Annotated in this window: 12 protein-coding genes and 1 pseudogene; all 13 read right to left on the bottom strand. The window is 35.5% G+C overall.

What is annotated here, in order from left to right; translation table 11 throughout:
• Positions 1–2: 2 nt before the first annotated feature.
• On the bottom strand, positions 3–1,853 hold the full coding sequence (locus MR062_RS10200) for a DUF5060 domain-containing protein (protein WP_242204056.1): 1,851 nt from the start codon (positions 1,851–1,853) through the stop codon (positions 3–5).
• Between the two features lie 6 nt (positions 1,854–1,859).
• Positions 1,860–5,396 (bottom strand): family 78 glycoside hydrolase catalytic domain, encoded by a 3,537-nt coding sequence (locus MR062_RS10195; protein ID WP_242204055.1) that lies wholly within the window; start codon positions 5,394–5,396, stop codon positions 1,860–1,862.
• Between the two features lie 376 nt (positions 5,397–5,772).
• Entirely contained in the window at positions 5,773–6,468 is a 696-nt protein-coding gene (locus tag MR062_RS10190) for a hypothetical protein (protein ID WP_242204054.1), read from the bottom strand.
• Between the two features lie 46 nt (positions 6,469–6,514).
• Complete coding sequence (locus MR062_RS10185) at positions 6,515–8,128, bottom strand: RagB/SusD family nutrient uptake outer membrane protein (RefSeq protein WP_242204053.1); 1,614 nt, start codon at positions 8,126–8,128, stop codon at positions 6,515–6,517.
• Positions 8,129–8,145: 17 nt separating this feature from the next.
• A complete protein-coding gene (locus tag MR062_RS10180; RefSeq protein ID WP_242204052.1) occupies positions 8,146–11,220 on the bottom strand; it encodes a SusC/RagA family TonB-linked outer membrane protein in 3,075 nt (1,024 codons plus the stop codon).
• A gap of 594 nt (positions 11,221–11,814) precedes the next feature.
• Positions 11,815–12,025 (bottom strand): annotated as a pseudogene (locus MR062_RS10175) (sugar kinase); the annotation flags it as partial.
• 364 nt (positions 12,026–12,389) lie between these two features.
• A complete protein-coding gene (gene uxuA, locus MR062_RS10170; protein WP_242204051.1) occupies positions 12,390–13,574 on the bottom strand; it encodes a mannonate dehydratase in 1,185 nt (394 codons plus the stop codon).
• 30 nt (positions 13,575–13,604) lie between these two features.
• Entirely contained in the window at positions 13,605–14,432 is an 828-nt protein-coding gene (locus MR062_RS10165; RefSeq protein WP_242204050.1) for an SDR family oxidoreductase, read from the bottom strand.
• A 356-nt stretch (positions 14,433–14,788) separates the two neighbouring features.
• The gene (locus MR062_RS10160; protein ID WP_242204049.1) at positions 14,789–15,790 is read right to left on the bottom strand and encodes a GntR family transcriptional regulator; all 1,002 of its coding nucleotides are present in this window, start codon (positions 15,788–15,790) and stop codon (positions 14,789–14,791) included.
• A gap of 1,159 nt (positions 15,791–16,949) precedes the next feature.
• A complete protein-coding gene (locus tag MR062_RS10155) occupies positions 16,950–17,804 on the bottom strand; it encodes a T9SS type A sorting domain-containing protein (RefSeq protein ID WP_242204048.1) in 855 nt (284 codons plus the stop codon).
• A gap of 277 nt (positions 17,805–18,081) precedes the next feature.
• The gene (locus MR062_RS10150) at positions 18,082–18,954 is read right to left on the bottom strand and encodes a glycoside hydrolase family 16 protein (protein WP_242204047.1); all 873 of its coding nucleotides are present in this window, start codon (positions 18,952–18,954) and stop codon (positions 18,082–18,084) included.
• Between the two features lie 40 nt (positions 18,955–18,994).
• Positions 18,995–19,699 (bottom strand): fibronectin type III domain-containing protein, encoded by a 705-nt coding sequence (locus MR062_RS10145; protein ID WP_242204046.1) that lies wholly within the window; start codon positions 19,697–19,699, stop codon positions 18,995–18,997.
• Between the two features lie 10 nt (positions 19,700–19,709).
• The gene (locus MR062_RS10140; protein WP_242204045.1) at positions 19,710–22,787 is read right to left on the bottom strand and encodes a T9SS type A sorting domain-containing protein; all 3,078 of its coding nucleotides are present in this window, start codon (positions 22,785–22,787) and stop codon (positions 19,710–19,712) included.
• Positions 22,788–22,867: the final 80 nt, after the last annotated feature.

The raw sequence follows: 22,867 nt of genomic DNA, 5'->3' as shown, positions 1-22,867 counted from the left end.
GATTATTTTCTTTTAACCAAAATCACCCAATCTTTGTCCAGGGCTGTTGGAGGTCTTCCCAAATCAACAGATCCATTTGCTTTTACTAATGCAATTGAACCATCTTGTAAACCACCTCCGTTTCTTGGATCGTACCACTTTATTTCAAATATGTTTCCTGAAGCACCTATATCCAACTTGATCTTATCAGCATTACTTTCAGCATAAACCACATATATTTCACCCTGTTTAGCGAAACAGTACGATACCGAATCAAGGGTTAGGGAATCATTTGGCTCCATATCCCAAAAAGGAATATTCTTGTTGAAAAAGTTTAGAGCATACTTATTTTGATCCCAGAACATATCACGACTTCTAAAATCCTGACAGGTTAGGTCGGAATTAGGACTTGCATAACCAAAATACCATTCTACGCCATAACCACCCGCCATAAGGGTTCCCCACATGGCTCTTGACCTGGCATAATTATGCTCTGGATCCTCGTCGTCTGACAGCAAGGCAATATCCGCTTTTCCTGGTTCATCAACTGCTAAAGCCCATTTTTTACCAGTGGTATTTGATTTTTCTCGCCACTTCAAAACACGTGAATGCACATCTCTAAATTCTGGGTGACTTAATTGCAAAGAAGCTCCTGTTAAAGGGGATTGACTGCCAACTAATTTTGCATATCGGTCATCCTGATTTGGAAAGGTATGAATAACCAAATGACTATTATAAGCATCTAAATTCGACACATAATGGGCCACCTTTTTCACTTCTTCAATCGGTTGATTGTTTTCCTCTCCCAAGTTCCAATTCATTGAAAGATGATGACCAAATCTAGCTATTAATTCCCTGTAATAAAGTTTGCCTTCAATACCAAAAACACCTTTATCCATTAAATGGTCTGTTTCTGTTTCATGGGTTTTAAAATGCAAAAACATACCTTTTGTTTCAGCATATTCAAAAACCCGTTCCCATTGGTCCAATTTAGAAACATCAAATCGGGTTCTATGGAACATGGTACCCCATGCATCCTTGTTCTTTTTTATACTGGCATAGAGTTCATATTCTTCAACTGGCACTTTTAATAGATAAGGAAATATATTTCTATCGTCTCCATCTACATTAAAGGTTAAGAATGAAAACACATTCAGCCCTTCACTAGCCAAATAGTTTATGGCTCCTAAAAGGTTCTTTCCTTTTCCTCCCTGCCAAAGATAAGGAGATGCTCTTTCCTCAAAATCCATTGCATGGGGCTGCCAATCCTTTTGCAAGCCGAGGGCATTTGTAGACATATCAAAATCATTGTAAGCCAATAAATTTTCTGGAGCATCTACCCCTAACTTAATAAAATACTTTTGACTGTCGGCAAATTTTAAATACGATTCTCCAACATATTGCAAACGGCCTTTTGCTCTATTATCAATTCCTGTTTTGTCCGATTCGGTAACAGTAAAAGTTCCTGTGTTCCCATCCATAAAACCGGCACTTGAAGCACCTGATACGACCTGGGATACAGCAATATTTTCACCCTTTTTAAAGGACACAGAATAGACCCAATTACCGACCGTGTCTGGCGTAAAACGCACTTGCCAAACATTACCTGACGTACAACTGGTTACAGCTGCATTGCCGTCTGCCGCATAAAACCCAGGTATTATATAAGTTTTTGCTCCATTTTTAAAGGTAACATCCAAACGGTAGTTTAAAAACGGATTATCGACATCCATTTCACTGGTCTCAGGCCCCTCAAAATTTAGTGTAATGCGATGCCATTTTTTTAGTTCTCCATCAATTCTTATTTCATTTTGTTCTTTACAACTGAAACAAGCAAAAAAGGTTAACAACAGTATTAATAAACGTTGCTCCATTAATTACTAAAACGAATTTATTTTAAGCTGTATGATATGTTTACCAGGGGATAACCTTATAGATTCAAATGCCGGTGGTACTTTTTCACCATTGTGTATTAAATCTTTTCCGTTTACATCGTTCAATAAAAACTCACCTACCATATTACCAGGTATTTCAATTTCATATGTTTGTAATCTATCACCATTATAAGTGTACTTTCCTTTTATAGCACCTCTAACAGTGGGCACAGTAATTTCACTAGATTTAAGTTTGCTCATCTGCGGTTTTATAGTGGCTATACCAAAACCTGGTGTTTTAGGCTTTATGCCCCATAATCCTCGTGGTATTGCGTTAGCAGGAACAGCGCCCCAAGCATGATTCCAATCTAAATTCACCTTATAATCGTAATCCCACGCCTCTAAGGTTATTGTTGAGCCTGCCCTAATCATATTATACCAACTTCTCTTTGCTGTACTGGCCAATAACTCTAATGCATAGTCTGCTTCCCCTGCATTATATAACCCGTCCATCAAGAACTGCGCTCCATAAACGCTGCAAGCCATCCCACGAGATTTCACAAAATCCACAACCGAATTAAAATACTCCTCCGGCACTAAACCAAAGGCCAATGGCATCATATTGGCATGGAGCGATGCATGGTCTGTACCAATACCATCCACATAAATACCGCGTTCTTTATCAAACATTTGTTCGTTCACAGCCTTTTTGGCTTTTGCTGCTCTTAACTGAAAGTCCAAGACCTCTTGTGTTTTCCCTAAAATCTTAGCAAATTCCGCCATGATTTTCATGTTCTCATAAAAGAAAGCGTTGATAACTGTACTGTAAGGTTTAAATTCAAACCCGTCACGCTCACCTTTATTTCCACTTTTCATAAAATTGGCATTGGGCCAATCTACAATATCGGTTAACGGCTTATTGTAACCTGGCTTGAAGCCAAGTTTATACATAAATTCTTCGGTCACCTTAGTAGAAGTGATCAACCCATCTTCATTGGATAATTCGTAAAGCGTTTTATACTTCAAAGGTTCATAATACCGCTCAATTAGTTCGGTATTTCCAGTGTACATATAATCTGCATATATTAACAACGCTACATGCTGTTGCCATTCGGTAGGCCATGTTGGGTGCTCCATAAAATATTCTATGGTACGTCTAGCCATGGCATATTCTCTATCGGTATTGTAATGACTTAATTGATTTAAATAGGCATCAGCTTCATACGGAATACGCTCACGTTCCCCATCTACATATAAGCCATTAAAAGTTGTAGCTTTAATGGAATATTTGCATAAATCCCATACTTGGTTTAAAATATCATTATTACTCTCAAAATGACTCGCTTGCTCATCCCAATAACTAAAATGTGCCAGTTGCACTACATCTTCAGCATTTATGGTGACTTTCGCTCCTTCAATTTCTGCATACCTAAATGGCATTAGCACAGGAAACCCTTCGGGCAATGCAATGGCTTTATAAGGCAAGGTATTTCGCTTATCTGGCGTAATGTTAATTTGATACTGTGTTTGTCCCGGCCCTACATCAACCTTGATTTCTTGGTACCGGATATTACTCTTTGCAGGAGGTCTTGTGTTGACATTCCCTTTATCGTCTAACATTTCGCCAATTCTTACCGTTATCGTATGGGGCGTTTTAGCCTTATAGTTAAAATTAACCGTTGCAAAAGCAGCCTTTCCAAAATCCATAAAATAATGATCGCCTCGCTTTTCAAATTTTATAGGGTTTATCTTTTCAATACTATATTTATTCTCCGTTGAGATGATATAACCATCGCTTTTACCCGTTGTGAATTTTTGGGCTACAGAGTAATCTACTAGTCTGTTTTCCTCATCCCATATTCTTACCTTCCAATAATAGGCTTGGCCTATTTCAAGATTCTTTCCTTGATATTCTACATTTGTTGATATTGTTGAGCGCACTTGCCCACTATCCCAAACATCACCATTATTAGCATCGATATTTGCTTTACTTGAGGACAAAAGAATTTGGTAGGCCGATTGAAATTTAGATGCTAAGGGTACGCTCCATCCAAACTCAGGTTTTAAATCGAATATTTTAACCTCATTAGCTGGTTCCCTAATCAACTCCACCGTCAAATCTGTTGGGGCCGCCCTGTACTGGTCACTGTTTTTCTTGATAAGTTCATCCAGCTTGGCCCTTAACTCATCGGCCACTATTTTATATTTTTTCTTCCCAATTAAGTTTTTAACCTCTTGAGGGTCTTTTTCCAAATCGTAAAGTTCTTCAATAGTCTTATCGTTCACATACCTAAAGTATTTCCATTTTTTGGTTCGAACCCCTTCACTCGGTGGAATTTCACTAAAATCCCAAATGTGTTCAATAAGAATGGTATCCCGATCAATTGTATTTGTTTCTTGCCTAACTATGGGCATTAAACTTTTGCCTTGCCAAGAACCTGGGGCTTTTATACCTGCCAAATCTGCAATAGTAGAGGTAACATCAATGTTCAGTACCATATCATCTACATCTTGGTGCCTGTTCTCTCTAGGGTCAAAAACAATTAAAGGGACACGAATGGAATTATCATACATTAACCATTTACCAGCCAACTGCCTTTCTCCTAAGAAGTAACCATTATCGCCCATTAAAATGATAACCGTATTATTGTCTATCTCCTTTTCCTTTAACTTTTCACGAATCTTTTTTATCTCTAAATCAATCCCTGAAATCATTCTGTAATAACCTTTTAAACTATGCTGATACTTTTCTGGCGTATCATAACGCCAGGTCCAACGTAACCTGTTAAACCCTTCTCGTACAATTTTTGGTTGTGCCAAGAAGTACTTGTCATCTCCTAATTCAGGATCAGGAATGGTTTCATCTTGTAAAAGACCGTTGGTTGTTTCTTGCCAGAAATATTGTTCCGGCGCTCCATCATGGGCATGGGGAGCACTAAAGCTAAGCGACAAACAAAAAGGTTTGTTGTTTGATGCATTTTTATCGATAAAATCTAAAGCCTGTTGCCCTGTATATCTAGTTAAATGAACGGTATCATTATCTATTGTCTTGTAATAATATCCTCTTCTATCTTTAAATCGATTATTTCTATCATAAGATTCATATTCATCGAACTGCTTATCTAAATCATTATATCGCACCCCATATTTACCATAAAAACCTGTATAATAGCCATTGTTTTTTAATAGTGTCGGATAAGAGTTTGCCATATATTCTTCCCGAACATTTCCTGTTTGAAAATTAAAATTATGCGCTCTTTCGTGAAGCCCCGTCCATATACTTGCTCTACTTGCCGCACATATTGGCGTAGTGACAATAGCTTTATTAAAATATGTCCCTGAATTGGCCAAATTATCCATTTCTGGCGTTTCAACAAACTGGTTTCCTGCATATCCAATAGCATCGAAGCGTTGATCATCGGTTAGAATAAATATGATATTAGGCTTCGACTCGTTCTGACTGTCAGGCTTTTCTTGAGCAAGAATAATGTTTAAACTTCCAATTGATAAAATTAGTCCGAATAAAACTTTGATTTTAGACATTAAACTTTAATTTACTGTTAAAGATTTTTTTCAAATAATTTTAGCTCTTGACATAAAAATAAGCTAAAGATTATAATAATTTATAAAGCTAAACCAAAAATGCATTTACTTTATCCTGCACTGTCCTGAATGTGCAAAGTATTTAGGAAATAAATTCCGCTTTCCAGCAGAATTCCTGCTTGCCAGCAGGCAAGAGTTCAACCAACTATTTTGATTTCATTACTTTGCAACTTATCAAAATAGGGTTTCACTAAAAAAAGCTCTCCATCATAAAATAATATTTATAATGAAGAGCAATGACTAACTCAAACTACTATAAACTAAACTATCTTAATCTACTGTAAAAATTGATTGGTTTATAGATATTCTATATAAATTAATACGGTCTGTTCCTAACAGCATCATTTAAATAATGACCAATGCCATTATTAAATACATAGTTGTGGTTTCTAACTTGCTCATTCCAGCCACCCGAAGTTGCCGTACTCGGAAGAATTGATGGCGCATAGTTAACTCTCATTTCCCAACGCTCTCTTCTGTAAAAAGAAATAACACCATCTTCTTCTGGTATAGAAGAATCATAAATTGTTAGAAACGTTGGAAAGTAATATCTAACATTTGTTTCTGCAAGGGTAGGTACCTGAGCAACATACTCATCCACAATATGATAACTTAAAATTTTTCTTAATATATGCAGTTTTTCAGGTGTATCCACGCGCTCCATAACTTGCTCAGGCGTTTCTCCATCTGCAACTGAGGCAGAACCGGTAACCATGCTTATTATGTCACCATTGCCTGTAAAAGCATTATTATTCAACAACAAATAAGTTCTAGTAGTATCTGCTGTTTGATTATAATATTCTTCAAAACCTGCTTTCTTTATAGCCGCGATCATATAATTGAGTTCTTCACCACTCAATTTCCCTTCATCATTCAAGGTCGTTCTTGTTTGTATGTACTCCCAAGCCGTCATATCGGCGAAAGGATCAGTCAAATCTACTTCTGGCACAAAATCGAAGCTTTCTTGTAACTCTAAATCGCATGACGTAAGGATAACACCTACTAACAGCATTAGAATAACATTTTGTTTTATAATTTTTTTCATAATTACCTTTTTTTTAATTAATGTATCCAGGATTTTGATTCAATAAAGGATTCTCTATTAAATGGTCTATATGAATAGGCCAAACTAAACGATCTTCAGTTAGTGGTACGCCTTCTGGTCTTGCCTCCAATATAGGGTTTAGAACCTCATATTGTTTATCATTTCTAAGCAAGTCCCACCATCTTTTACCTTCTCCAAAAAGTTCTAATTGGCGCTCATCCAAAATATAATTCAATCGTTCCTCTTGAGTAGCTCCAAAATCTGTTGCATCCACAGTAGGTAACTGTCTAGCTGTTCTTATTTGGTTAACAAGTTCTAATGCTCTTGCATCATTACCCAATTGGTTCTCAGCCTCAGCCAATAATAATAACATTCCTGCATATCTATATAATACAATATCAGTGTCATCGTCATTAGCATTATAATTAGTTTGCTGCCATTTAGCAGTTCTTGCTTCTCCAATTTCTACGGAGTTAAAACCTTCTACCCTTCCCTGTCTGGTGAAATAATATCTCCAGTCTCCATATACAGGCTCTTCTACCTCAATAACTCCGCCCATTCCGTCATCTTGTAAAACAGTTCTGGTTAATACCGGGTCTGTATTAGGGTATTTTTCAGTCCACAACGAATCTACAACTGGGAATTTTTCACGCCATTTGTTTTCTATCGCCTCTGACATAACAAAAGATGGAATTCCAGCATAGAATGCGCTCATGACTCCTGAACGGTTCCATCTGGTTCTACTTGGATAGCCCGCAGGCGCATCTCGTTCTTCTTCAATTTCATAGCGTATAGAAAATATTAGCTCTGAACCTTCCTGTATTTTACCTAAACCTTCAGGAAATGCCGCTAATGGTGGATTATTGTAAAACATATCATCCCATGCTTGTGGGCTTGTCACCAGACTATGAGTACCTAAAGCTACCATAGCATCTAAAACTTCTTTTGCTTTGGCATAATCTTTTAACCACATATACACATCTGCCTGCAAACAGTAAATACTGGATTTAGACCATCTAAAATCATCCGATTGCGGTGTAATTAATTCCTCCGCACGAAGCATATCTGGAATAACCACCTCATTCATAATAGTATTAGCATCGGTTACCGGTCTAGTCGCATCTGCTAATACTTGTACAGGTTCTGTAAATAAAGGTACATCTCCCCAAACTCTTACGGCATCAAAATAAGCCTTTGCTCTAATTGCCAATGCTTCTGCCAATAAGCTTTCATCCAAACTTGGCACATTAGGTGCGTTAACAATAACTTGATTGGCTCTGTCTATCATAAAATAGAAACGATCCCATCTTGATCCCGGATTGCCTTGGGTAATATCGTTATTAACGATTTCTAAATTGTTTTGCTGTGCTTGACCAGACGGGAATGGTTGGTGATTATCTGATCTGAATTCACCCCAGAAGAATGTCTTATCTCTATAAGTTCCCTGCATACCATCGTAAGCCCCTACAAGGCCAGCCAATAGTTGTTCATTAGTTTCATAAAAGCTAATTGGACTTAACTCACTAATAGGTACTTCGTCCACAAGCTCTTCGCATGAATAAAACGCTGCTATAAAGAACAGTGCTCCCGCAATTACTTTAAATCTGTTTAATTTATTTTCTAACATATCTATTTTTTTTATTCTTAAAACTGAACTTTTAAACCTAATATGAGCTCTCTGTCATTTGGATACCTTAAATTATCCACATTTGGTTGTAGAGGGTTTCCACGTGTACCTAACTCTGGATTATATCCAATGTAATTGGTCCATGTTAAAACATTATTCACTGCCAAATTAAATGATAGCGCCTTAACACCAGGAATCTTTTCTAGAAATTTCTTGTTCAAGGCATAGTTAAACCTGATATAACGCCATTTAATAAAGCTACCATCTGTAACATAAAAACTATTTGGACGTAAACGCTGTTGTGGCACTCTGGTAAGTCTTGGATATTCTGTAATATCTCCTGGTTCGCGCCATGCACCATAAATTCTATCTGGTCCAGGCGTTTCGTTAGATGAATTTAAATCATTTCTAGTTTCATCGTATCTTCTATAAATATCATTACCTAAACTATAATCGAACAATAGACTTACAGATAAATTTTTATATCTTAAATCGTGTGAAAAACCTCCAAAGACTGTAGACAGACCATTTCCTATTATTTGTCTATCGTTTGCATCTATTACAAAGTTACCATCTACATCTTCCCAATAAATATCTCCTCCTTCTAAGGTTCTGTTAGCCGCTTTTAAACGCTCAATATCGCCAGCATATTCCGCGCCATTTAATGTGTAACTTAAGAAGGCGCCATCTCCATCAAAAACTGGCGTTAACTGTACACCCTCTGGCGTAAAGGCATTTGATTCGGTGTAAGGGAAAATACCTAAGTTTTTATACCCGAACATGTTTCCTATAGGCTCTCCTTCTTCTACTCTAAATTGACCAGAGTCAAAAGGTAGACCTCCATCCAATTTTGTTACTTCATTTTCCAACAGACCTATGTTAAAGTTACTACTCCAAGTAAAATCCTTTGTTTTTAAGATTGTACCTGTAATACTGATATCTATACCTCTGTTCTCCACAGCACCAACATTTCTTCTTATACCAGCAAAACCAGATTCTTCAGGTAACGGCGTTATTGCCAATAAGTCGGTTGTCTTTTTCTCCCAAACATCAAAATTTAAGGTTAATCTATTTTTGAACATGGATAGGTCAAAACCAAGGTTTGTTGATTCTGTTCTTTCCCATTTCAGATCTGAGTTACCTAAACGCGTTGGGGCCACCCCTCCTAAACCAGCATAATTAAATCCCGGAGACAGGGCGCCGGTAAATTCATAATTCGGTATAGCCTGATTACCAACCACACCATAACTTGCTCTTAACAATAAATTATTAATCGTACTACTTCCTTTAAGAAAACCCTCACTACTTATCCTCCAACCTACATTTGCTGATGGGAAAATACCAAATTCATTTTCATCTCCAAATCTAGAAGATCCGTCACGTCTTATTGTAGCACCTATCAAATATTTATCTGCAAAATCATAATTAATACCACCAAACAACGAATAGAGATTGTTTCTTGAATTTTCACTTGCACTTGTGATTGCCATAGGCGCAGTGTTATTGAAAGTTTGGATCAAATCATCATTAAACAAACTGCTAAAGTCCGAAAACTCTCTTACATCTTTTGTTATCTGCATCCCAGCAAAAGCTGCAACATCGTGCTTGCCAAATGAGTTTTTATAATTTACAAAGTTTTCATTTTGAATTCTATAACTTAAATAATTACGTTCTCTACCTCTAGGCGTTCCTCCACCTCCGTTTCCAATTAATAAAGATGGTGTAAAATCATCTCGTTTTTGCAGCCTAAAGTTAATACCTAATGTTGACTTTAACGTTAACTTAGGTAAAATCTCCAACTGCACATAATTAAATATTTGGGCTCTAAAATTTCTATTGTCAATCGTTCTTAATTCGGCATTAGCAATCGGGTTTTGACGACCAAACAACGTAGGTGTAAAATCTCCGTTAGGTTCAAATAAGGGATAATAAGCAATTCGTTCCACCAATTGCTGTAATACATTCCCCGTAGCTATACCTCCTTGATTTTCGTAAGAAAGTGCTACTCTAGTTCCTGCTTTTAATTTATTAGTAGCATTAATGTCCAGCTTCACTTGGGTATTAACCCTCTTATAACCACTATTTCTTACAATACCATCTTCATTTAAAAACCCTGTATTCCAATAATATTTAACCTTATCTGTACCTCCACTTAAAGACACATTGGTTTGGTGCCTAACTGCAGGTCTGGTTAATAATTTCTGTAAATCGTAAGAATTTCTGTTAAGCAAACTTAATGAGTCTCTTTCTTGCCCTAACAGTGTAGTAGAGTTATTTCTTCTTAAGCTTTCATAAAGCAATCTTTCTTTTGTATTGGCTACTGGTAAATCACCTACCAAAGCATTTATCCCTGTTACCGTAGAAATATCCAATCTCATTTTTCCTGTCTTACCAGATTTGGTAGTGATTAAAACAACCCCATTTGCAGCTTGCGCACCATAAATAGCGGCCGTTGCACCATCCTTTAAAACCTCTAAAGAAGCTATATTATCTGGGTTTATGTTATCGATATTATCAAGCTGTTGTCCATCTACAACATATAAAGGTGATGTTCCACTACCAAACGTAGACACTCCACGGATCTTGATATCGAATCCGTTACCTGGCCCATTGTTAGATAAAATTTGAACACCAGAAAGTTTACCTTGAACCGCATCAAATGCTTGTACCGGAGTAGCTTGCTCTATTGATTCTGCCTTGACAGAAACAAGAGAACCTAATACTTTTTTACGTTCAATAGGTGCATAACCAATTACAACCACCTCATCCAAGGCTGCAATATCTTCTTCAAGTGATATATTTAGTGTGGTTTGACTACCTATAGCAACTTCTTGGGTTTTGTAGCCAATATAAGAAAGCACTAAGGTTTGACTGCCAGATTGAAGAAGCAAGCTGAACTTACCATCAAAATCTGTAGAAGCACCATTAGAAGTTCCTTTCTGAACTACATTTACACCAGGAATTGGAAATCCATCTGTCCCAGTGACTGTGCCTGTAATCCTATTCTGAGCTTCTAAATTAACACTTGTAAAACTGGAAAATACCAGAACAAGTAATAATAAAAACACAGAATCAGAAGATTGTCTTTTCATTTTTTGTTTCATTTTGAGTTGTAGTTTTAACATATATTATGGTTTATTAGTAAGTATGATTATTAAGAGCAATAGCTCTAATAAAGTCATATTAATATGTAGCAATTTTACGATTAAAGTTAAATAAGTGTATCCTGTTCTATCCTGTGACGAAGTATTATCTTGGTGATTTAATTAAATATTGCTAATGAATATTAAGATAAATTATCCATTTCATTATAAGAATTAGAATAGCACCAATTCTTTAGGTTTTCTTAAAAATTGCACAAAAAGTTACCTGCTTCATGCCATTTTAACAATACAAAAAAGAGGTGTACTCTCTAAAATTATCTTTAATTGTAGCTAGCGTTGAAATTGCAAGGATTTTATTTAAACTATTTATATTCGTGTAAAATACAAGAAGAATTTTGCTTCAGTATAAAAACAATAAAAATCCTTTCGCTATAAAGAAAGACCTCTAGAGGCAAATCTTTTTTTTTTGAGATTTCAAAATATTAGCAATACTTACCCTAGGAGGATATACATGTAATATGACCTGTCCATATCATTGCTTATACCCATTGCTATTATAACATTTATTCTTATCGTTTAGTTCTATCGTGCTACACGTCCTGTGGCGTCACCCACATTAACGTCCCAACTTCTGCAACGGTCACCAAGCTGGCATTGCCTTTTATGGTATGCTTCAAGGAGGTTGTCGTCACGGAAAAGCCCAATGCATTTTATCGTCCTCTGGGTAGGTCAACAGGCCATAGATCATGCCGCCACCGCTACCTACGGGATCCACAATATCCCTTTTTTGATACTATTTCCCATTTGATATTACAGTACTATCAAATAGGAAATGACATAATATAGCTGATTTTTGAATTCGTACCTCCTAAAAAAGCAATTGTACTTGGAATGCTTATGACCTTAAACTAAACCACTATGGACTAAAGCGACATAGTTCAATTGCGTACTGATAGCCCTATCCATTCGTGATCTTTTCTGTTACTAATTCACGAATACTTTTTGTTTTTATTGTAAATAATTTTTGATTACCTGCCTGTCGGCAGGTTCGTGCGTAAAATATTTTTAGAAGCTAAAGCGAGATGTACTAAAGCGTATAGTTTTAACTAAATTTGAGACCAATAAAATTATCCCATATGGACTGTTTAAAATCCATTTTACTCATAATCCAGACTTTTACTAATTCCAAACTCTAAGCCCCGCAGTTCTGCCAAGCCCCTTAACCTTCCAATCCCAGAATATCCAGGATTAGTTCTTTTGTTTAAATCATCCAACATTTGGTGTCCATGATCAGGTCTTACGGGAATGATCGAGTGATCATACCCCAGATCCCTTCTCCTTTTTTCCTCAACAAGGATTTCTTTTATTACGGCATACATATCGACATCGCCTTCCAGATGATTCGCTTCGTAAAAATTGCCATGTTCATCACGCTTAGTGCTTCTTAAATGTAGAAAATGAGCTCTATCTGCAAACCGCCTAAATATTTGTGGCAAATTATTATCTGCCCTCACCCCTAATGAACCTGTACAAAATGTAATGCCATTAGACCTATCTGGAACACTCTCGAACAAGTATGCATAATCTGCTTCTGTACTGACCACTCTCGGCAAACCCAAGATGGGATAGGGAGGGTCGTCTGGATGAATACACATTAAAACATCATTTTTAGATGCCACTGGAATAATTTCTTTTAAAAACGATACTAAATTCTCCCTAAGGGTCTTGGCATCAATATCATTGTAAGTATCCAAAACACTTTGAAACTGCTCCAAAGTATAACCCTCTTCAGCTCCTGGAAGACCTGCAATAATATTATTTATAAGTTGTGCTTTTGCTTCTTCAGATAGATTATCCACATATTTCTTTGCTGTCCTTTGCTGTGCTTCAGAGTAATTACATTCTGCTCCTGGCCGGTTTAATAAATACAATTCAAATGCCGCAAAAGCAGTCATATCAAAACGCAAAGCTTTGGAACCATCTTCAACTTCAAAACCCAAATCAGTACGCGTCCAATCCAATACCGGCATAAAGTTATAACATACAATCTTAACACCACAATACGCTAAGTTTTCTATACTCTTTTGGTAATGTTCTATATAGGTATTGTAATTACCGGAACGTGTTTTTATATTTTCATGAACAGGAATACTTTCAACGACGCTCCAAATCAATCCAGCTTGCTCTATGATATTTTTTCTTTTTTGTATCTCTTCAATCGTCCATATCTCTCCATTAGGAATATGATGCAATGCCGAAACCACCCCTGTAGCTCCCGCCTGCTTTATATCTGATAAGGTTACGGGATCATTTGGCCCATACCATCTCCATGTTTGTTCCATCTTGTGTCGCTAAGCTTTTACAAATTAATACTAAATGCCACTATATGCGCTAAACCCTCCATCAATAGGAACAACAATTCCTGTTACAAATGAAGCCTCTTCTCCGCATAACCATAACGTTGTACCTATTAAATCTTCTGGCTTGCCAAATTTGCCCATAGGAGTTCTCTCAATTATTTGATTTCCACGAGATGTTAAACTACCGTCACCATTAGTTAACAAGGTTCGGTTTTGTTCCGTTAAGAAAAACCCAGGCGCCAAGGCATTAACACGTATATTCACTTTTGAAAAGTGCACTGCTAACCATTGGGTAAAGTTAGATACCGCCGCCTTAGCCCCACTGTATGCTGGTATTTTTGTTAAAGGCTTAAAAGCATTCATTGATGAAATATTTAAAATACTACAGTTATTTCTACCAACCATATCTTGCGCAAAAATTTGTGTGGGCAATAAGGTTCCTATAAAATTTAAATTGAACACGAACTGTATTCCATCCGGATCCAAATCAAAAAACGTTTTAAACCCTTCAACTTTGATCTTTAAATCATCCTCTTGTAAAAATGGATCACTAGTAGTTCCTAAAGGATGATTTCCCCCTGCTCCATTAAGAAGGATATCACATTTACCAAAAACATTGTTTACCTCTTGTTTTGCCTGCCTTAAAGACGCTTCATCCAAAACATTAGCTTCAACTCCAATAGCTTCACCCCCTTTGTCCTTAATGTTTTTTGCAGCAGCAATTGCAGATTCCTTATTCAAATCCAATAAGGCAACTTTATGACCTTCCATGGCCAATGCCTCTGCCAAAGTACTACATAATACACCTCCAGCTCCTGTTATTACAATTGTTTTTTTCATTCGTTTAAATTTTATTAATCACCTGATATTATATTAATTTCAAAAATTGAATTGGTGTTTCAATGCAGTACAATCAATTTCATTCCTAATTACACGATACTGAATTATTAGCCTATTAAACTGATGTCACATCGACAAATACCTCCACTTATGGGGTTTAAAAAAGTTAAAAAGAAAACCTTCCCGAACTAAGTGGTGTTATAACAAAATTATTAAACAAGGCCAGCCAAACTGTCCTGCTGTGTCCTGTGAAAAGCATATAAAAAAACGTAACCAATCCATGCACCTCTTCAAGGAATTTGTAGTTATTCCCCGTCCAATAAGATCCTACTTTCAATAAAGTATGGACTGCTGTTTTATAAAGAATCCCTTAATATTAATTCCGTATTTAAATAAGATGCCAATATTTGATCGGAAGTAATAAAATTGGCCACTTTAGCACCGAATTCCTTAAAATCTATAGAGACAACCGTTATACCTTTATAAGTAAACTTCTTTAATGGAGTATCATTATATGATAAAATGCCCACATCCTTACCAATTTCTAGATGTTCATCATTACATTGGTTTAAAAGTTTATACAAAATACGATCGTTCACACTAATATATGCCGTGTCTTTTTCGACCGACAATTTCTTAGAATTTTCACAAACTCCAAATTCAAAACCATTTGAAACACAGAACTTTTCAAAATAAACTACACTTTCGTAAGGATGGTGGGTAAATTCTGGATAAACAAACATGAGTTTTCTATATTTAGAAAACAAAGACTTAGCTTCTTGCAAACATGAATAAAAAGCCTTACCAAAATCTTGATATATATAGTTTTCAAATCCTTCCAAGTTAGCCTTCCAATCAATAAGCAAGAGTTTTTTTTTATCAATTTTGGAAAGTACCCCATAAACATCAGGGTGATCAAAGCCCATAACGATATATTTATAGTACTTAGCATTATCTACATCTATCATGGATTTAAAATTCTTTATATTATAATGGTGAAACTGTAAATCAACTATAACATTTTCGGGTAAGCAATTCATAAAAGAATGATAAAACACCTCTTTATATGCCTTAAACGTACTAATTAAAAGCAGTATTTTTCTGGTGCTTTTTGATATATAATATCCTTTATTAGGCGTTGACTGAATATAACCTTCTTTTTTCAATAAAGTATAGGCCTTGTAAACTGTATCTCTTGATACCTTATAACCCTTGCTAAATTCATTAATTGATGGTATTCTGTCTCCGAATTTAAGTTTATTAATTTCTATAGCTTCCTTAATTGCACTAATTATTTTGATGTACTTTGGACTTTCATTTCCATTTAAGTTTCTTAGCACAATGTTATTATCAATCATATTGTTATTTAGATTAAACATTACCAATAGTAAAACACCTTCAACAAGCAACTATTATAAAATTGAATTCATCAAAGAAAGTTTTTTTTTTTTTAGACCCCATCCTGTTCTATCCTTTAGATAATTTTAAAAAAAAATTCAGCCATTTAAATTCAATTCATCTACATTATCATAAACCGTATTAATCTCATTGCAAACTATAATTACCAACGTTGTATTGGCCGACAATTCTAACACAATATTTATTTAATAAATTGTTTAAATAATATCATGTGCAATTAAAATAAGTTTTCAAAAATCACACCTAGGAATAAGGTCTTTGGTATTCTGCTTTTTTGAATATTTGCAATGCCTATTTCCTGTATTTAAACAACCTATTACTTTCTTATTATGGTTTCCAAAGAACTATAGACAACAATAAAAACTAAAACTCTAATCATAAATAAATGAAATGTTTAATAGATGTACCTGCCCTTGCTTTATCCCTAACAGCAATTTTCAATTCATTTTTTCTTCCATTCAATTATGTTAGGATCGTCACACTTTTGATAGTGTAATTAAAGTTTAAGGAGTGTTTGTATGATTTATTAAGTGCGAAGCACTAATGGATAAATTGGGTTTTCAATGAGGTAGAAACCTTATTTTTTCCTAAAACTTGTTGCAATCTTGACAAGTTCCATTGGGCATTAGCAATTCTTTTAAATTCAATTGGGTATGAGTGTTCGGGCAGTTAAGATAATAATCAAATATGGTTACACCAGTATTAGTCATGTAAAGCCTGTTTTTTGATGCCTAGAAAAACAAACAAAGGCTTTACCCAATGTTAAACCCCTTAAATCCAGAAGACAATGGCTTGTTTTTTAGATATGACCTAGCTAGACTACCGATAATACCACTAAGGAAATCAAAGCAGTGGACAAACATGCCCTAAAATTTGGACATGTCCATCCCCAATTGTGTCATGAAGAATGTCTATTCAAGCTCACGACACAGCTTAAATGCAACAGGAGCAATGGAAATGGACATGTCCAAACCTTCTTCTAAGTAAAACTCTTAATCCCTCACGGCGAAGTAAAAATTTGCAAAATCGCTTAGAAGATTAAAAATTAAGAGTTGTACCGTCTTATAGGATGATGATAAAATTTTAAATTAATTAAACCTAATTTTTCAACAACTTCATAGTCGTTGCTGTTCCATCATTACCAAAAACTTTAACCAAATATAAACCTGAAGACAAATGGCTAATGTCATATTTGTTTTCTGATAGACTTATGACATCATCGATTTTGGTTCCTAGGGTATTAAATATCGAAACACTAGAAATTTTTGTTCTATTATTGGCCTTAATAGTAAATTCTGATTGCGTTGGATTTGGATATAATGATATATCATTATTTATTTCAAAATCTGAAGTACTCAATAAAGGATTAGAATCCAAAATTTGGATTTGATCGATATACCCAGCTATTGTTGGATCACTTAACACTTGTCCTACAGGATCATTTTGAAATCCCATATCAGGATGAAAATCTATTCTATACAAAGTACCATAATTGAATGAAGTTGCAGCTGTGTTATCTTTAATCTCAAAAACAATTTCCTGCCACGTGTTAAATGGTTGTTTGTAAGTGTTTAAAGCTCTAACTTCTGACCCACCAGCACCATTTGTATTATCATCAGGTCCTGCAAAACGACACCCCAAATCTGGTTGAGCAGGGTAGTACACCATCATACTTAAGTATTTAGTTTCTGCATTCGAAATTGCTAAATCCGGGTCTACATTAATGCCGGCCAATATCCACCACTGTGTTCCCGAAGTTCTCTTAAGCTCCAAACAATTAGCAGTTGTGTTTATTCCAGATGGGTTCGGATTAGTCACCACTGTACTTGAGATATTTCCAGCATTCGAAAGCAATCCCCCAGATCCAGACTCAAAATCATCCACCATGGTCTGTCCAAATCCATAAAAAGTACAAAGGAAAAGTAGTAAATTCAATAAAGTAATTTTTTTCATAATGTCCATAATTTTAGTTAGTAATTTACACCTCTAAAATTAGTTTGTATAAACCTTATATTAATGGACCAAATTTATTTATACATAGATAATATTACTTTATTGAATAAATAAAACCACTTTGCACAAAGAACTATACTTCAATAAAATAAATCCATTAAACTTTTTATTAGACTTCTAAAGAAAACATAAACGGAAATACTTATTAAACCCATGAGATTTTAAAGCACCTATCTTTATTAAAAAACATCAATCAATTAGTGCTTTTGACAACAGACTAATTCATTTTCCAAACTCTAATATAATCTACCTTGGCTTCGGTATAATCCCCAACATCCCTAGAAGTAAAATCTGCCGTACCTCCAAAACTTGCCCCAGTTGATAGCCACAAAAACTCTTCTACCTGAGGCACCCAAATGCCTTGGTATCGAGTTTTAAGCTCTCCATCATAATATATTTCTAGCATGTCTTTATTCCATAGCAACCCATAAGTATGATATCCGGAGTGAATACCCGGTGTATCATATTTCTTAGTATTAGCTTTATGAGATGCCGCATAACCATCGATATGGACCACACTTTTAGTGAAATCATCAACCCAAGCAGATTCAAAAACATCAATCTCCGCACCATCATTTCCTGTACCATCTACATTACCCATATTATCACCTTGCAACCATAGCGCTGTGTGCGTTCCAAACATGGTTTCTGCAATATCAATCTTGGCCTCAATGTATCCGTATTTAAATTCAAATAAATTATTAGAAAAAACACCACCACAATGCAACACATCGTTTGCAACTTTCTCACTTTTAAGAACTAAATTACCATTGCTGTAAGAGACATTCTCTGGTTTCCAAAACCATTGATTAATTCCAATCCCTGGTCTTGCCGCTCTGCTGTTAGTTGAATTATTCTTAGTCCACTTTGTAGATTCAAACTGATCGAAGTTATCTTCAAACATTAAGGTCCAATCACTGGTGTTTATGGAATTTAAAACTGGTTTAGCAAATGTGGTTGGATTATCACTGTCATCAAATTTTTCATCATCTGGGGAGGTTTTACCATCGGTTGAACAAGAATTAAACATAACTAGTACATAACACAGTAATGTAAAGAACAACCTTCCAATCATTTTGTTAATTTTCATTTTTATATTAGCTTTTAATTTAGTTGAAATTTTAAATTGATTAAAGTCTAAAATACCAAGTAGGTCCTGTTACAGAAGCTCCTTTATCATCCTTTACTACAACTTTCCAATAATAGGTAGCATCAGAAGAATCTAAATTAACTTCAAAAGTTTTAGCAGATGTATTATCTACTACTAAATTTAGGGCATTCTTATCCTTGCCAAAATAAACATCATAAGTTAATGGGTCATTATCGACGTCAGCACCTGTCCATTCCAGTTTAACAGTTGCCGTTCCTACTTCTAATTTTTGACCTAGAAAGGGTGAAATCAGCGATGGTGCAAAAGGCAAATGATTACTATTTGGCACCTCTTCTGTATAAAATTGTGCTACAGATGAATAATCACTCTCAACACTTTTTGTACTTCTGGCCCTAACTCTCCAATAATAAGCAAGACCTTTTTCTAAGGTTACTATTTTCGATAAACCAGTTAGCACTTCATCAACTACTTTATTAGTAAATTGATTATCCTTCGCTATCTCTAATTTATAGATCACAGAACTACCGTCTTGATTTGTAGAAGCCTGCCATTCAAAATTTAAAACATTGGTTGTACATAATTGATTTTGAGAAGGAAACACTAAAACTGGTGCAGAAGGCTTACTATTCGTGTTTCCATCATCTCCTGCAGGATCATCACTTCCAGAGGAACAAGAAAAACTAGCTAGAGCTAATAATACTAATATATTTAGGGATTTTTTCATGATAATTCTTTTATTGCTTTACAATTTTTAAGGCTTTTGGCGTATCTGAATCTAATCTTACAATATAAATTCCTGGTGCATACTCCTGCATGTCAATCATAACCTTGCCTCCGAAAACAGTATACTGCTTTTTCGCGATTAAGCCAGAGCTTATGGAATACAATTCTAAATTGACATCAGCTTTTGTAATTTCAGGAATACTCAACTCAAATTGATCTATAACAGGATTCGGATAGGCTTTAAGACTATTGCCCCCAATAACTTCAGTCAATTTACCTTCACAGGTGGCTTTGGCCTCCACATTAATAATATCACCATCATTAACAGGTATATTGAATGATTTTTCAGAAGTTTCAAATATTTGAATATTATTGACAAAAACTTTATAGGGCGCAGTACCAGATTTTATATTTACAGCTACTTTTCCTGACTTAACAGGACCTATTTTTCCAGAGAGCAAATCGGAAGCTTCCACCTTAAGATTTACGCAGTATTGGTAATCCCAATCTTTTACACCAATACAGATACCATATGCACCTGGCTCTAAATTAGGAATATTTAAAAGTTCATTAAAACTGTATTCTGTCCCTGCAATGCTAACTACATAATTGTGTTTAAATTTTGTATTAATTTTTATCTGTCCATTTTTACCTTGACAAGTCTCATCTATAGTCTCTATGGTAAAGTTATCAGCCGCTATAAATAATTCTGAGAAGTCTTGATCTAAAATAAAATCTAAAACGCCACTACCATAGGTAGCAAAACGAACTGCATTTTCAGATTCAATAAACTGTACATCTGTATAGCCTACAGCATCTGGAACATCAATGCCACCCATTTTAAACCAACGATCCTGTTGTACCGAATAAACCCATGCACCGTCAAATTCGCAAGCCGCAAAAATATATTGACCGTTGGGAGACACATCCATTTCTGATATGCGATCAACATTCAGTCCCGTATTGTGATTAGTAAAAGTTTTTCCACCATCAATTGATATCAAAAAAATATTGCCTTTACCCGCATAATAGACAGTAGCCTCGTCTACCGGACTTGTTGCAATGACTTGGCGCCTTTTTCTATGTGAACTTTCCTCCTGTGGCCAAACACCGTTGTAACTGGACGCCACAAATGAGCTTCCTCCATCAGTTGAGTACATGAATTTTCCAGATTTTAGTCCCACATACCAACGATTTTTGTTTATTTCTGAATAGCCAAAACTACTAGTGCCTTCATTAAAAACATGTGAATGCAAACTTCTTGAAACGGTACTACCGTCATAACTAATTTTATGTAACTGGTTTCCCCATGGAATATAAACTGCGTCCTCATTTTCATTAGGTGAAGGTACCATACTAGTAGCCGCCCAGTTAGAATAAAGGCCTCCTTGAGACACGACAGTCTTAAAATTGCCACCATTAACCACTGAGCTTCGACCTATTGCCCCATAATAATACCAATACCACGCAGATTCACCTCCATTAGCTACGGTGACTCTTAGAACGTCGGTATTCGCTTCCCTCGAGGCTATTAGAGGTAGACTTTTATTATAACCATTAACTCCAGAAAAACTTTGGGAACCTCTGTCCTGATTAGCTGTATATACTAAATCATATTTTTCACTAGTTTCAGCATCGTAGCACATGATTGTTGGATTGCCTCTACTAACGCTCACCCAAGAATTCCAATCTTCAGGTGTGGTTGAATAATAGGTACCAAAATCGTATCCAGATATTGTTAAAAAACCACCTTCCTCTTTATCAAATGTTTTAAAATGTTGCAAATCCCAAACGTAGATATCATTGTTACTAAGAACATGCTGATTTCTAGTCCAGTTTACTCCGTAATCTGTAGAAATCCATAATTCTACAAATCCCTTAAAAACTATATTTGGTTGCGTTGGGTGAACTTCTGAAATATTTCTTCCTGTATCACTGGCTGTGACGCTTTGCGACCATGTAGCTCCCTCATTACCTGAATAGAAAATAACTGTATTATCATAGCTTATATAAAAATGTGTAGTACCCGCAACGGTTGTTCCTTTCACAGAATCCAACTTCTCCAATACGACCGTTGGCTCGAAGATTAATGAAAAATCATCATCAGATTCTCCCATTTTATAAACATATAATTTTGAATTGCTTTTACGTCTTGAAAAAAGGTACACATCCTTACTGCCATGAGGCTTTAATATTTCAACATCAAATACATCACTTTTAAAATTTAATGTGGATGTAGAATAATTTAATCCATAATCTGTAGAGATATAAACATAATCGTACCAAGCATTTCCATCTGAGACATTCCTTCTTGCGCCATGAGCAACAATCCGTTTATCTGTACCCTTTTTGGTAACTACTGTAGTGTAGTTTGCGCTTCCCTCGAAAAAGGCACCATTGGCCTCCATCCAAGTTCTACCTTCATCATCTGAAAACTCCATACCTCCAGTCGTTTTTTGATTTAGAAGCCTAAAAGAGCCATCTGGTAAGTTAACTCCATTGAATTTATCTCCTTCAAAACTTTTACTTTGATTTCTAAGTGACCATTTTACAGGCGCATTTTCATCTATTTTATAAATATGTCCAGCAAAGGATACAATGTACATTTCGTCATTCACTGGATCATATAATGAACCATCTGTCCTGAACCCACCCTCATTATATCCAGGCGCTGTGGTAGAGATCATGTGCAGGTATTTCTGATCCCAAGTTCCTGATAGCGTATTATTAGCATAGAAATACTTATCCTGTATAGGCATTTCCATATTATTTTTGGCAGATTCAAAATAAGATGAGAAATCTTTTGTTGTACTAAATTGAAATCCTGACCTAGTTACATCCGCAACCCAATTGTCATAATTATCCAAGTTCTCACCATTAAGCTTTAAAAAATCAAATGGTTTGGGAAGTGATTCACCATCCATGGCCATTTCATAGGCTATTTCTTCTGGGCTTTCCTCTTCATAACCTTCATGATACTCATAACAATATTCTTCAGTATTTTCTAGAGGCTTATTTCTGGAAAGAAAAATTAATGTAGAAATAACAAGTAAAGCGAAAAGTCCGTCTAAACGTATTTTTTTTTTCATAGTCGTTAATTAGTTTAGAGTATTGTGTAAAAATACCCGTTATTCTAATCAAAAACATGAATCAAATTAGTGTAAACATG

Origin of the sequence: Aestuariivivens insulae, assembly GCF_022662195.1 — a bacterium.
Taxonomy (GTDB): domain Bacteria; phylum Bacteroidota; class Bacteroidia; order Flavobacteriales; family Flavobacteriaceae; genus Aestuariivivens; species Aestuariivivens insulae.
Note: the sequence above shows the minus strand (reverse complement) of the source record. Positions and strands in the feature narration are given on the sequence as shown.